Origin of the sequence: Sphingomonas sp., from assembly GCF_039594485.1 — a bacterium.
Taxonomy (GTDB): Bacteria; Pseudomonadota; Alphaproteobacteria; order Sphingomonadales; family Sphingomonadaceae; genus Sphingomonas.
In genome coordinates this window covers 1-12701 of sequence record NZ_JBCNNI010000023.1, presented here as the reverse complement: position 1 = coordinate 12701, position 12701 = coordinate 1, and the positions used below count along the sequence as shown (strand labels likewise).

The following is a 12701-nucleotide window of genomic DNA, read 5'->3' as shown; positions in this document are numbered from 1 at the left end:
CGGGGCGGCCGTCGCCGCCCCGTCCACCTGCTCAAGCGGCGACCATTTGCTCCCATCCGGCACGGAAAGTGCCCCATTCTTCCGCCCACATGCGGTGCGTCGTGTCGGCGAGATCGGGGTGCTCCGCGGCCCAGCCGCTCGGCGTGTGCTGGCGCGCCAGCATGCAGATATGAACGTGCGGCAGCGCGCGGCTGAGTTCATCGCCGGGGGCATGGGCCACGACCACGCTGGTCAGCGAGCGGCCGCAGGCGAGATGGATCGCGGCGTAGCTGGTCGCCATGTCGAACAGGTCGTGGATCGGCTGGGTCACGGCACCGCGCATCGTCAGCACGCCGGCGAGCAGCCGCTGGTGCGGGCGGACGGCGCGATCATAATCGTCGAGCAGCGGCGCCAACGCCATGTCCCCGACACCCCGGGCAAGCACGAGCCGATGCTGGCGGGCGGTCACCGGGATGCCGCAGGCGGTCGCGCGCGAGGCGCTGGTCGGCTCGACCGGTGCCATCTTGGCGCGGAGCAGCGCGGCCGCGCTGTTCGCCTTCTGCTTGGCGCGGGGGCGGAGCAGGGCATAGCCCAGCTCCTCGCACCCGGGCTCGCGCACATCGAAAAGCATGTCCATCACGGCGCTCGGGCTCAGCCAGCCGGGCACCACGTTCGTCTTGGTCTTCATATCATTTCCAGTCCGGCGGCGCGGGGCTGCTCGCGTCGCCTTCAGGTCCATTTCACCATCATGGTGCAGCCGCCAGGCTATCCCCCTCCTTCCTTCTGGCCGATCGCATCGATCGGGGCGGCCCGAAATCCGTCATTATCTTTCTGAGCCGCGATCCATCGGGCGCTGGGGCGGCGCTACGTCGTCCGGCCCCTTGCTCCGGATACCTGGCGGTGGGCCGTTCGGCCTGTCCCGCAGGGCGGGCCTGGGCGGCACCTGCCGCTTGCGTTCCTCCTCTTGCTGTGGATCGGCCTTGGTCACAACGGGCGGATCAGGCGGTTGTCGATTGACGGGCTGGGTAGCGGGGTAATCGACAGAAGCGGAGAAAACAGGTTTGGGCGGCGATTTCCTTTCCGGCACGGGCGGCCTGCCCCGAGGCTGGGCAGCGGGCATGTCGGCAACGACAGGTGCTGGCCGCGCACGGTTCTCCGGCGGCGCTATCGTTCTGACAACCTTGCCCGCTTCCGCCTTCGCGGCCTGTTGCTTGCGACGGGCCGCCTCGGCGCGTTGCAGCGCTGCCTGCTTGTCGCGCTGCCGCTTGGCATCAGCCGCGGCTTGATCGGCCCGCCGCTCCCGTTCGCCGATAAGCCAATTTTGAAATTCCTCCTCGCCAGCGAACAGCCGCATCAGCCGGTCGATCGCCTTCGGCTGATCCGGTGCCAAGCTCACCGTGTCGCCAACGAAGACCAGCCGCCCCTCATCTCGTCCATGCCGCGTCAGCCATTTACGAAAGCGTCCACGCACCTGCTCTTCATAATCCGGATGATGCCTCGTCGCGGCGGGCGCCGTCCGTGAGGAAACATAGGTGATCGCAGGAGTGCGTTGGCCCTTTGTCGCAATCGCCGCCGCGACCTCGTCCCATGCGGCACCAACCTGCGCTTCGATCCGGGCGAGCCGCTGCCGTTCCGCCGCACGCTCTTTGTCGGAGGGCGAATGCTGCGCCACCCAGTCGAGATGCGCATGCGCCGCCTCCAACAGCGCACCGTCGCCAGCGCGCGGCTTGGTCCGGCGGCCGGGCCCCGGCTCCAGCGTTGCGATCACCGCCTCCGCCCGCGATCGCGATGCCGCCACCACGACATCGGCGACGTCCATGTCATGGCGGCGCTGGATCAGTCGGCGGGACAATCGCTCATACCGCCGGGCGGCGGCAACCGCGTCGGGCTGGTCACCGATCGACGGCAGGATCAGCGCCATGTCCCTTGCCAGCACGTCCGTCGCAGCGGCCGCCTTCCTATCGCAAGCGGAAAGCTCATCGTGCACGATCCGCCGCGCGTTGCGGGTGCCGACCTCCGTCGCGACCCCACGCCGCTCGTGGCCGGTCGCGCGATTGCCCATGTGCTCGAGCGGGGTCAGGGCAATGCCGTTTTCCTCATAGGTGCCATGGAGGTAGCGCTCTTCGCCCATCACCGCGTTGACGATGTCGATGACACGCCCGCGCATGAGCTCGGCGGTATCGACCTTGGCGCGCTTTCCGTTGGCGTCCGGCTCCGCGCGGTAGCTGACCTTGTTCTGACGGTAGGGCCGGGTGTTCTTGCCGTTCTTGCGCTTGACCACCTCGAAATCCCATTTGCCCTCCTTGTCCATCCACTTCGCCGGGCGGTCATAGGCGTCGACATGGATGTGAAAGTTGCGCTTGTCGCCGTGCTGATCGGGCTGGTGGATCACCCCCACCGCCATCCAGCCATCCGCCGCCAGCATGGCGACGATGTTGCGGAGGATCTGACCTTGCTGCTCTGGCTTGGCGTCGGCGGGCAGTTCCTGCACGAAGCGATAGTGACTGCGCCCCGTGCGCCCCTGCCGCCATCGCGGCGCGGGGAAGCCGGGATGCTTATCGAACCAGGTCAGCCGGTCGAACGCCTGCTCGGGCGTGACATCCGCGACGACGACCTGCCGGTCCTTGAAGGGGCGTCCCTTGGCCGCCGCCTCGGCTTCGGCTTCCCGGCGCGCAGCCTTCAGTCTGCGGCTCATGTCACGCAGCCAGGGCGGACTTGTCGCGAATCCCGCCACCCGATGATATGTTTTGACATCGGCGGTCGAGGCGGTGAGCTGGTGGCCCCTGGGCTGGCTTTCGCTCTGCTCGGCGGCAACGAACAACGACCGCTGACGCTCAGGGCTGCCGGCGATGTTGGATACGATGGCCCGGGCGTTCATCCCGCCCCGGATCACCTGCTCGTCGATCATGTCGATGACGAGGTCCTCCGCCAGATTGGCGACCGCCTGATCGCGCCGGATATAGTCGAGATGGCTGATGATCGTGACCTTCGCGCCGTCCCGCAGATAGTCGAAATGCTCGCCCTCCGTGACCTTGGCCTTGAAACGGTGGTGAACCTTTCCGTCTCCGCTTGTCGGCACGTGAGCCATGCCCATCGGCTTCATGTCGAAGTGCGGCACCCGGCCGCCACCGGTCTGGCGGCTACCCCGCCGGATCGGGCTGGGTCGGTGGAAGTCGATGCCGACCGCTGCGGCGAGCGCATCCGCGTTGCGACGGGCTGGCGATTGTCCCGGCTCCGCCTCGGGCTGGTGATTGCCTCCACGCCGGTACGACGCTCCCACCAGATCCCGGTCGGCCTGCGCTTGACGCGCCAGGAGCGCGCGCACATGATGCGCGAAGACGGGCTGTTCGTCGGGCAGGCCAGGACCGGTCATGCCTCATAGTGTCCGGCATCGGCACGGTGCCGACAAGTACCCCCCACCCGCCTTCCGGAAGCCGCGTGCGGCTGGAGGACACCGCGCTCGGTCGCTCCTGAACGAGCGCGCACACCGGCAAATTGGCGGCCCGGCCGCCGATTTGCGTTGTTGCGCCTAAATTTCCTCCCTTCTGGTAATGCTGAGGCTGGCGCTGATTGGACCGTCAGCTTCGGTTCTGGATTCGTTAGAATGTCGTACAACCCAAGCTCTTCCTTGGAGAGCCCCCCAAAGGCGGCTGCGTGAGGCTTCCAGTGGCATGGTGAACGCCTTTGCCTATGACGAAATCCGGCGACCGATTGATGGTCCATCCGGTTGACCGTTATACGATCACCCCAGACAGGAATTGAGGTCGGTCCCATGGCAGGAGGCGAACCGCTTTGCGCAAAATCCTACCCTTGCTGATCGCAGGCGTGATTGCTTTCGTTGGCGGACCGACGGACGCCGCCGGACAGTCCGCCGTCCAGTTGGACTTCCTGAATACCACTGGTGGAGGCGCCCTGATCGACGTGCCGCGGCTGTCCGTCAAAACCGATGGGGGCGATTTCCGCGCGGCTGTCGTCGATACTGGCTCGACCGGGGTCTTGCTGTCCGCCTCCGCCATTGCCGGTGTCGACCGGTTGCCCACACTCGGTGCTGGCAACCTGACCTATTCCAGTTCGGGGCGCATCATGCGCGGACGATGGGTTGTTACCTCGCTGACGATTGCGGGCCAGCGGGGGCGCATCGTGACGGCCCCCATGCCGGTTCTGGCGGTGGATGAGATCGCGTGCATGCCCGCCGCACGCCGATGCACGCCCGAACGACATCCCCATCATGTCGCGATGCTCGGCATCGGCTTTGGGCGGCAACACGATCATCAGCCCGGCGCGACGTCCGACCGCAATCCCCTGCTCAACGTCGCTCAGCCGAAGGGGTTACCGCATCGCTATGTCGTCACCCGATACGGCATTCGCTTGGGGACCGCCGACACAGACTTCATCATGGTAAAGCTGGTGCGCGATGCCAGCGGAACCGACTGGAGCGCGCCGCCCGCCTGCATCTCGCTGGGCGAGGGCCAGCCCGCCTGCGGCACCGTTCTTGTCGATACGGGGATCACCGGCATGTTCCTGACGATGCCGCCCGATCGCCTGGCCGGCATCGATGGCACACCGACGATCCCGTCCGGCGCGCCGGTCAGCATCGATCTGACACCGGGGAATTCGGCAGCCCCTCTCAAATTCGCGTTTGTCACGGGCGCGTCAGCCGATCCGGCCGCGCCCTCCCGCATCACGCTGGCGGGGATCGGTCGTCGGCCGACCTTCGTCAATACAGGGGCGCATATCCTGAACCGGCTCGACTATCTGTACGATGCGGATGCCGGTCTGGTGGGTTACCGTCCGGTGCGACAATGACCGGGCAAGCGGATATGAACGCGGCCCGACAGCTTGGCAAAGGGCATTCATGAATATCAAGCCGTTCACCGGGGACGAGTCCATCACCCATTCGGATGCGCTGGTCATCATCGACCCGCAGATCGACTTCTGCCCCGGCGGCCGCTTGGCTGTGGCGGGAGGAGACGGGATCATGGCCGGGATCGACGCGCTCGCCCCGCGTTTCCGGCATGTGGTCGTGACGCAGGACTGGCATCCCGCCGGGCACCTGTCCTTTGCGAGCAGCCACCCCGGTCGGCAGCCATTCGCTACTATCACGTTGCCCTATGGCGAACAGGTGCTCTGGCCCGATCACTGCATTCAGGGAACGGCTGGCGCGGGGTTTCATCCCGACGTGCAGGGTTCCATCGCCCACGCCCAAATCGTCATCCGCAAGGGGAGCAATCCGGCGATCGACTCCTATTCCGCCTTTTTCGAGAACGACAGGACGACGAAGACCGGTCTAGCCAGCTATCTGCATGACAAGCAGGTGCGACGGTGCGTGTTCGTAGGGCTGGCCTATGACTTTTGTGTCGCCTGGTCGGCTCTCGATGCCCGGCGCGAGGGCTTTGAGGCCATGATCCTGAAGGACCTCACGCGCGCGATCGCGATGCCGATAAGCGGCGGGACCACGGTCGATGCGGCGGAAACCCAGTTCCGCGCGGCGGGCGTCCGCATACTATAACCCGCAACAAGGCTCATATTCACGCGCTCGGTGCCAGGGCACCGAACACCATCTTTTCCCGGATCCCGCGGACTGCCGCCCCATGCCGACTGCATCCTCTCTCGCCGCGATTGCTTCGCTGCTCGCCTCGGCCGTGCCGGGTGTCACGGTCGCGCCAGCGGCCGAACCGGGCACGCTCCGGCCGCTGGTCGAGCATGTCGGGGGCCGAACCGCTCCCGCCGAGCCCGGAGCGCTCGCACGGCAATGGCCCGGTTCCTATTTCGAGACGGCGTTCGATGGCCGGTCCGCACTGTTCCGCATCGGATCGGGCGACGTCGCGCTGCATATCCTGGTCGACGGCACCCCGGCCGACACCCTTGTAAAGCCTGGGCCCGGTCTGTAGCGCGTCGCAGGCCTGACACCCGGTCGGCATGCCTTGCGGCTAGAGGTCGCCTCGGAAAGTCGGGCGGAGCCAACGACATTCGGCGGCTTCTTTGCCGACGCCGGCACCAGGACTGCGTCTGTCACGCCCCGCACCCGCACCATCGAATTCATCGGCGACTCGCACACGGTCGGCTACGGCAACACCGCGACCAAAACCGACTGCACGCAGGACGAAGTCTGGACAACCACCGACACGTCGCGGGCGTTCGGCCCCACGCTCGCGCATCGTTACGGGGCCGACTATCAGGTGAACGCCATCTCCGGCCGCGGCGTGGTGCGCAACTATAACGGCTTCGCGGCGGACACACTGCCGCAGGCCTACCCCTTCACGCTGTTCGACAAGCGCATGCGGGCGGACGAGCCCGGCTGGCGGCCGCAGGTCATAGTCATCGCGCTGGGCACGAACGACTTCACCACCCCGCTCCATTCCGGCGAGACATGGGCGACCCGCGACGCGCTGCACGCTGATTTCGAGACGACCTATGTCCATTTCGTGCAGGGCCTGCGCGCGCAACCCGCATGCGCTGATCGTGCTCTGGGCAACCGAAATGGCCAAGGGCGAGATTGAGGCGGAAGCGGCCAAGGTCGCCGCGACCCTGCGCGCGTTGGGCGACAAGCGGGTCGACTATGTGCCTGTCAACGGGCTTTCCTTCACCGGCTGCCACGCGCATCCGTCGACCGCCGACGATGTGGTGATCGCCGACAGGATCGCTACCGCCATCGACGCGCATCACGACGTCTGGCCTCGCTGAACGACCCGGGCGCACCCTACGGGCATGGTTCCCGACATTTCAATGCCGAGGTGGTGAAACGCCATCGTAGTGATCAAGGACCTGCTGGAGTTCGTCCATGCAGAACACCGGCGCCAAATAGCCGTCCGGCCGAACGAGCGCTCATTCGCCCGCGCGACGACCCTGACGAGGCGATCGCCGTGACGCGGCACCGATGTCCAATACGGACCTTTAAACACGGAGAACAGTCGGGTCGGCTGGCCTGCTCACCCTCACCTCGATGCGTGCGGCCGCCGAAGTGGCGGTGCGTGTCGGCCAGCAAGCGGGTCAACGATCACCCCACACCGCAAGCTGCCAGCCTAAATCCGCCGCCTTGTCAGGACGTACCGCCTGTCCCGGGGCGATGTAAATAAACGTGCTCACGCAGCTGGTGGCGGAGCAACTGTTGTGCTGCGGCGGCTTCGGACGCGGGATATTCGGGGGCAAGGGTGTTGGTGTCGGTCTCAAGCTCGACGACCCCGTTATTGATGCGCCCCTCACGATGCGTCGCGACAGCGGCAATCGTTTGATTGAAGGCGAGGGGATCCAGCGTGTAGCCGCGACCGCCGTCCGGCAGGATGATTGTCTCGCGGAACCGTTGTGCGTTTGGATAGGGCAACGCATAGGGCGCGTCGGCTTGGGCGCCCGGCTCGCGCGACAGATCGACCGACTCGCCCATCTGCACGCCCGTGAGCTCAAGCGCGTTGTCCGTCCAGTCCAGCGCCGCGGTCCCGTTAAGCACCAGCGTCTCCTCCCCCTTCGATGCGTCGAAGCGAGACAGGACGTCGGTCGGGGTGATATAGTCGAACCGCTTGCCGAACACCTGACGCAGCGTCCGGTCGCGCTGCTCGGTGGACAGGCTTGCGAGCTGCCGCCGGATCGTCAGCGCGGCATCGCCGCGAAAGGTCACCTCCGCATGCGCGACGACGGGCTTGTCGAGACCGGCCGAGGCATCGAGCCGCAGCGACGTGTCGCGTATCGGCTTGTCGGCAGGCGGCGGCATCATCGCGACCAGCGCTCCGCCCTCCGGCTGGATCGGCAGGCCCCAATGGAATGACGGGGTGCGGATATCGGCAAGATGCCGATCGTCCATCCGCGTGCCGTCCAGCCAATATGTCCGACCGTCGATAGTGGCGCGGACGAGGACATGGTTGAACAGACCGGGGGCAGGCATGAAATTCGGGATCGCGTCGCCGAAGCTGCCCGCCGCCACGAGCACGGGCTGCGCATCGATATGCAGTTGGTGCAGCAGCGCGAGCAGCAGCACGGTCTTGCCCTTGCAGTCACCGTAGCGACGCGTCCATGTGTCGTCAGCAGCCGCGGGCACGTAGCCGCCGTCGTTCAGTCCGACGAAAAGGTAGCGCACCTGTTCCTGCACCAGCGCCAGCGCCGCCTCGGCCTGCGCGACCGGATCGGCCGTGGCATGGGCGATACGTGTCGCCTCCGCCGCGACCGCGCCGTCGGGTTTTAGCGTCGACGCCTTTGCGTATAGCGGCGCCATCACGGCGCTGATTTCCGCGAAATCATGCCAGTCGGAAAACAGGATCGCATCCGCCTGACGAAACCGCTCGGGCGCGAATTTGGGCAGGTGCGGGTCGGCCAGATTCGTGGCGCTGACCGATAACGTATCGATCTTCCCACTGGTGCTGGTGACCGGGGCGGGAACACCCGGCAGTACCCGCCACTGGATCGGGATAGATTTATTCCATGTGGCATCGATCTCGGTCTGCATCGTCCCGGGCAACAGATTCAACCGCGCCTCATGGTGACGGCCAAGCGCGGGGTCGTGATGCGTGCGCGTGCCGCTGATATCGACGATATCGCCGACCGCGAGGCCAATGATCGGCAAGGTGGCGGTCAGCCGCCCATCGATCGCCGCGCGCTCGAGATTGGTTTCGCGGTGGAGAACGGTGAAATGTTGATCCTTCAGGAGATCGATGACCTGGGAACCGCGGTGGATCAGCACATGGTGAATGCGCAGCATGTCGGTTTCCGGGTTCCAGGTGATCGAAATCGTGCCGAGCTTGCTCAGATCGTCGGGCGTCACGACCTGGTTCGTATCGGTCCAGAATAAGGACACGGTACCATCCGGCAGGAACGCGACCTGATTATCGCGCAGCAGCATATGATGCGGCGCATAGCCGGGGCGCACCGGCTCGACCGGCAGAGGGACCGATTTCACCCAAGCCTCTGGTCCACCGATGGAAAAGCTCGGCACATCTTGCGCCCGCGCAGCACCCGACACGGCAAATAGCGAAACGGCCGCAAAAAGAGATGATGGAATTTTCACAATCCGCCCCCAGACGATCTACGATCAAGGGGATAAGATGCATATTGTGATACGAGCACGTCACTATGATTAAATATTCATAACACGCAGAATTTTCCCGTTATGCTCGAAATTTCACCTGACATTTCAGGTGAAATTATTCAATCTAATATGAACCAATCAAAAACCATAAGCTTTTAAAGCATCTTTCATCCCGTCTTCAGTCGCTTGTCACGTCGATGGGAGCCATCATGTTAGCATCAAGCGCGGCGATCCGGTCCGAAGCGCGGAAACGGCGGAGATCCTTATGGACGGCATAATCCATATGATCCTGATCGCCGCTATCGCCGGGTCGATCGTCCAAACATATCGCCGGGCTGCGGCTGGCCGTCCGTCTCGACCGGCTCCGCGATCCCCGAAACCCTTCGGGCCCGCTCCCCGCCCCGCACCGCCCGTCACGCGCAGGCACGCGACAGCAGAGTCTCCCGATCCATCCGATGATCCCTTGCCGCCACGGCCGGACGACGCCTGCGCTGCCATGCTCGCCACGATGACCGGGCCCGGCATCTGCACGCCGGTGTCGGAGCAACCTTCACGCACCAGTTCGACGTCCACCGCCCGCACGAGGAATGCCACATGGCCCTGACCCGTCAAGTCATCAGCACGCTCAACACCGACGGCACCGATGCCCTTGGAATCCGCACCGTCGCAATGAAAGTCGCCGACGCCAATATCGTGTCGGGATCGTTGCTCACCGTGGAAAGCAACCATTTCTGCGTTCTGAAATCGCGGGGCGCCGTGCTCAACGTCTACGATACCGGGCAATATGCCCTGGAAACGCCCAACGCGCCCATCCTGGGGTCGATTGCCCAAGGCTTTTTCGGCGGAAATTCACCATGGCAGTATGAGGTCATCTATATCAACCGGTCGAAGCTGCTGGTGCGCAACGAAGGCGTCGCCATGTCAGCCGAAATGGCCGAGATGGCCTATGTCGTCGATTACTACATCCACATCGATTCCAAGGAAGAAGCGCTCGACCTCATCACCCATATGCCGTTTGCGGGCACGGAGATCGATACCAACGAAGTCGCCGCCTATGCCGGTCCCGCGATCGAACAGGCGATCAACCAGGTGATCCAGGTCACGCGGATGGAGGATATCAACGAGCATATAGCCGAGGTTCGCGAACTGGTGAAACAGCATCTCGGCGATTTCCTGCGCGTCTACGGCATCATGCTGAACGACCTCAAGGTCCTCATCATGCCCAAGGACGACCGCATGCGCGAGCTGATCTCGCTACAGGCGATCGGCCTCTCCCCCATCGAAGCCGTACGCTATTATCTCGCCCTCAAGATGGCGGAGCGCGGCCTGATATCGGCCCCCAATGCGGCGGCAGGCCTCCCCTTCAACATCGGCGCACCCGCGGCCGGGGTGCTGCCGCTTGGCGACGTGGCGGGCACCACGCCGCGATGAGCAGCTTCTACGATGTCGGGCGGCTGGGGCAGATCGGCCTCACCCTGTTCATGGGGGCAGGCTATGCGTTCTACCGCGAGGAAACGCAGCTACGCGCGGACGACCAGAAAGTCCGCACGTTGGTCAGCGAACTGCTGGCTGGGGCACACAAGTCCATTGTCGCGGCGGAAGGGACGTTCCGCCGGGAAAGGATACCGCCGCCGACGCGCGCCTGCCCATTCCCCGATCCGCGCATCCTCACCGATGCGCGCCGACTGGAGGCGATGGGGCAGACCGTCGCCGCGCTGGAGGGACAGGTCCGCCACGCGCCGGTGCCGGAAAACGACTGGATGACGCAGCGCTATCGGGACGAGCGCGAGACATTGGCGACGCTGGTCGAGAAAGACCAGTTGCTCGTCGGTCGCGCCGAAACGCTGCGAGCCATGGTCGCCGGTCAGGATGCCGATGCGCTGCTAGCCATGGCGGCGGATATCGACGAAGGCGTCGCCGAGATTCAGGACACGCTTGCCGCCCGCCGCATCCTGCTGACCTGAAGGATACGGCGGCTGCACGGTCGATGTCAGGGCATTGGCATGCGCGACCCGCGAGCGCTCACTCGGTCGATCCGCCGCCAGATCGCAGGGCCAGCGCAGAATGACCCGCCCCCCCCTCACCGACGGAAAGCAGAAAGGATTGACGTTGGTTCGACAGACCATCTTGATAGCAGCGACATGCCTCGCGACGTGTGCACAACTGTCCACTTTGCCCGCCAGAGCGCAGACCAGACCGGCAACCGTCGAGGTTCCGATCCACGAGGTCGATCTTTCCGATGGGACACGTCGCTATGCGATAGCCATCGGCGTCAACGGACACACCATCGATGCCGGCCTGGACACTGGGTCGGTCGGACTGAGGGTGCTTCCAGGCGTTACAGACCCTGCCGTCACGCAGGAAGTCGGGCCGGTACAAAGATACGGCTATGCTGTTGGCACCACCCTCGAAGGTCCTGTCGTACGCTCGGACGTGTCCGTCGGCACGCTCCACAGCTCTGCGCGCTGGCAAGCCATTCGATCGATTGGATGCAGTGCCGCTCGCCCGCACTGCCCTGTTACGCATGTCGATCGCCATGAGTTTGGCATTTTGGGCAACGGCTTGGCCGGTCAGGGATTTCGTGCGATTCTAGGCATAGGGCTGGCGACCGCGAACCTGCCCAACCCGTTTCAGGAAATTGGCGCACATCGCTGGATTATCGAACTTCCCAGACCAGGCGAGATGTCGGACGGACGCCTGATCCTCAATCCGAGCGACCGGCAAGTCCTGGGTTTCACGCCGCTGCCGCTGGCCGACACCCATCGAACGCGATCGAACGACGCAGTGCTTTCATGTTTGCAGCGCGAAGGTGGCGAACCCATGTGTGCGACGACGCTGATCGACAGCGGCGCGCCGGGGATCGAACTGGTCAATCATGACGCCGACGGTGGCTGGAGCGAGGGAGCAGTTGCGCGCCTGACGTTCGGAGGCGCCGCTGCCCCCGAAGCAATGGGAGTTCGTTTCGACATAGGTCGCAGAGCGCAAGCCTCGAGGTTCAATGTCGTCAGCGATCCCAGGGTCAAAGGCGCGCGAATTCGATCCGGTCTGCTGACCTATTTTGCCTATGACGTCCTCTATGATGCCGACAATGGCACAATTTCGGTCAAGGCCCGGTCATCCTATCAAGATGGGGTTTCCGCGATCGGCGGAACGAAGCTGCACTGACCCATATCGCGACATTTATGGCTCTCGCCTGCCCCCTCTTCAACACTGATTCATACCGTCCGCGCGGTCAGCCGGGACGGCGTGAGAAGGCATTCATATCGGTCATGTGAAGCCCTTCGATCAGATAACAACGGGACCGACGCCAGTCGTCCGATGTCGATCCCAGAAGTTCGCCTCAGCATAGCGCGCGATCAGATCTGGGGGCAGGGTCGGCGCGTATGATTTGGCAGAAACCGTCGGCCTGATGGTATGAAGTCCTGGCATTCCGAGCGAGACGTCATACTCGTCCTGCGCATAGGCGATGTGGTCGAAATCATGGGCGAATGGCATCTCGCCCAGCGCGTCGTAAAGCCCCTTCATCGTACCGGCTGGATCAGACGTCAGCCTCGAATAGCTGATGACGATCAAGCGCGATGCATAGAGGTGGCTCGGTTTGTCTGCACAGGCTCGCGGCGTGAATAAGTGGATTGCCGCTGGTTGATCATGCCGCTGCGAGAAGCGGCTGTGCGAAGTATATCTGGTCGGGCGTTCGGCCGCCAAGCGC

At 64.4% G+C, this 12701-nt stretch carries 11 protein-coding genes and 1 pseudogene; 8 read left to right on the top strand and 4 right to left on the bottom strand.

What is annotated here, in order from left to right; all coding sequences use genetic code 11:
- Nucleotides 1–31: 31 nt before the first annotated feature.
- Nucleotides 32–667, bottom strand: coding sequence for a hypothetical protein (locus tag ABDV78_RS12400; RefSeq protein WP_343527689.1), 636 nt, complete (start codon nucleotides 665–667; stop codon nucleotides 32–34).
- Nucleotides 668–802: 135 nt separating this feature from the next.
- The gene (locus ABDV78_RS12395; protein ID WP_343527688.1) at nucleotides 803–3304 is read right to left on the bottom strand and encodes a MobA/MobL family protein; all 2502 of its coding nucleotides are present in this window, start codon (nucleotides 3302–3304) and stop codon (nucleotides 803–805) included.
- Nucleotides 3305–3804: 500 nt separating this feature from the next.
- Between ABDV78_RS12395 and ABDV78_RS12390 the strand changes: the two genes are divergently transcribed.
- From ABDV78_RS12390 to ABDV78_RS12370, 5 genes are all read left to right on the top strand, one after another.
- Entirely contained in the window at nucleotides 3805–4785 is a 981-nt protein-coding gene (locus ABDV78_RS12390) for a hypothetical protein (protein WP_343527687.1), read from the top strand.
- A gap of 49 nt (nucleotides 4786–4834) precedes the next feature.
- Nucleotides 4835–5488 (top strand): nicotinamidase, encoded by a 654-nt coding sequence (locus tag ABDV78_RS12385; RefSeq protein ID WP_343527686.1) that lies wholly within the window; start codon nucleotides 4835–4837, stop codon nucleotides 5486–5488.
- Nucleotides 5489–5570: 82 nt separating this feature from the next.
- The gene (locus ABDV78_RS12380; RefSeq protein WP_343527685.1) at nucleotides 5571–5870 is read left to right on the top strand and encodes a hypothetical protein; all 300 of its coding nucleotides are present in this window, start codon (nucleotides 5571–5573) and stop codon (nucleotides 5868–5870) included.
- Nucleotides 5871–5903: 33 nt separating this feature from the next.
- A complete protein-coding gene (locus tag ABDV78_RS12375; protein WP_343527684.1) occupies nucleotides 5904–6479 on the top strand; it encodes a GDSL-type esterase/lipase family protein in 576 nt (191 codons plus the stop codon).
- Entirely contained in the window at nucleotides 6460–6663 is a 204-nt protein-coding gene (locus ABDV78_RS12370; protein WP_343527683.1) for a hypothetical protein, read from the top strand. Before ABDV78_RS12375 ends, ABDV78_RS12370 begins: the two co-directional genes overlap by 20 nt.
- Nucleotides 6664–7018: 355 nt before the next feature.
- On the opposite strand, the gene ABDV78_RS12365 is transcribed toward ABDV78_RS12370, so the two are convergent.
- Nucleotides 7019–8806, bottom strand: coding sequence for a DUF3857 domain-containing protein (locus tag ABDV78_RS12365; RefSeq protein WP_343527734.1), 1788 nt, complete (start codon nucleotides 8804–8806; stop codon nucleotides 7019–7021).
- A 780-nt stretch (nucleotides 8807–9586) separates the two neighbouring features.
- On the opposite strand from ABDV78_RS12365, the gene ABDV78_RS12360 reads away from it, so the two are divergent.
- The 3 genes from ABDV78_RS12360 (at nucleotide 9587) to ABDV78_RS12350 (ending at nucleotide 12157) form a co-directional block, all read left to right on the top strand.
- The gene (locus tag ABDV78_RS12360; RefSeq protein ID WP_058716267.1) at nucleotides 9587–10423 is read left to right on the top strand and encodes an SPFH domain-containing protein; all 837 of its coding nucleotides are present in this window, start codon (nucleotides 9587–9589) and stop codon (nucleotides 10421–10423) included.
- Complete coding sequence (locus ABDV78_RS12355; protein WP_343527682.1) at nucleotides 10420–10956, top strand: hypothetical protein; 537 nt, start codon at nucleotides 10420–10422, stop codon at nucleotides 10954–10956. The genes ABDV78_RS12360 and ABDV78_RS12355 overlap by 4 nt, the downstream gene beginning before the upstream one ends.
- Nucleotides 10957–11056: 100 nt before the next feature.
- A complete protein-coding gene (locus tag ABDV78_RS12350) occupies nucleotides 11057–12157 on the top strand; it encodes a hypothetical protein (protein ID WP_343527681.1) in 1101 nt (366 codons plus the stop codon).
- 120 nt (nucleotides 12158–12277) lie between these two features.
- Here ABDV78_RS12350 and ABDV78_RS12345 read toward each other — a convergent pair.
- Nucleotides 12278–12701: pseudogene (locus tag ABDV78_RS12345) on the bottom strand (hypothetical protein); the annotation flags it as partial.

Bases quoted from the DNA above. Each gene is read 5' to 3' on its own strand.
- ABDV78_RS12400 (WP_343527689.1), bottom strand. From the start codon at position 667: ATGAAGACCAAGACGAACGTGGTGCCCGGCTGGCTGAGCCCGAGCGCC.
- ABDV78_RS12385 (WP_343527686.1), top strand. From the start codon at position 4,835: ATGAATATCAAGCCGTTCACCGGGGACGAGTCCATCACCCATTCGGAT.
- ABDV78_RS12380 (WP_343527685.1), top strand. From the start codon at position 5,571: ATGCCGACTGCATCCTCTCTCGCCGCGATTGCTTCGCTGCTCGCCTCG.
- ABDV78_RS12370 (WP_343527683.1), top strand. From the start codon at position 6,460: ATGGCCAAGGGCGAGATTGAGGCGGAAGCGGCCAAGGTCGCCGCGACC.
- ABDV78_RS12365 (WP_343527734.1), bottom strand. From the start codon at position 8,806: ATGCTGCTGCGCGATAATCAGGTCGCGTTCCTGCCGGATGGTACCGTG.
- ABDV78_RS12360 (WP_058716267.1), top strand. From the start codon at position 9,587: ATGGCCCTGACCCGTCAAGTCATCAGCACGCTCAACACCGACGGCACC.
- ABDV78_RS12355 (WP_343527682.1), top strand. From the start codon at position 10,420: ATGAGCAGCTTCTACGATGTCGGGCGGCTGGGGCAGATCGGCCTCACC.
- ABDV78_RS12350 (WP_343527681.1), top strand. From the start codon at position 11,057: ATGACCCGCCCCCCCCTCACCGACGGAAAGCAGAAAGGATTGACGTTG.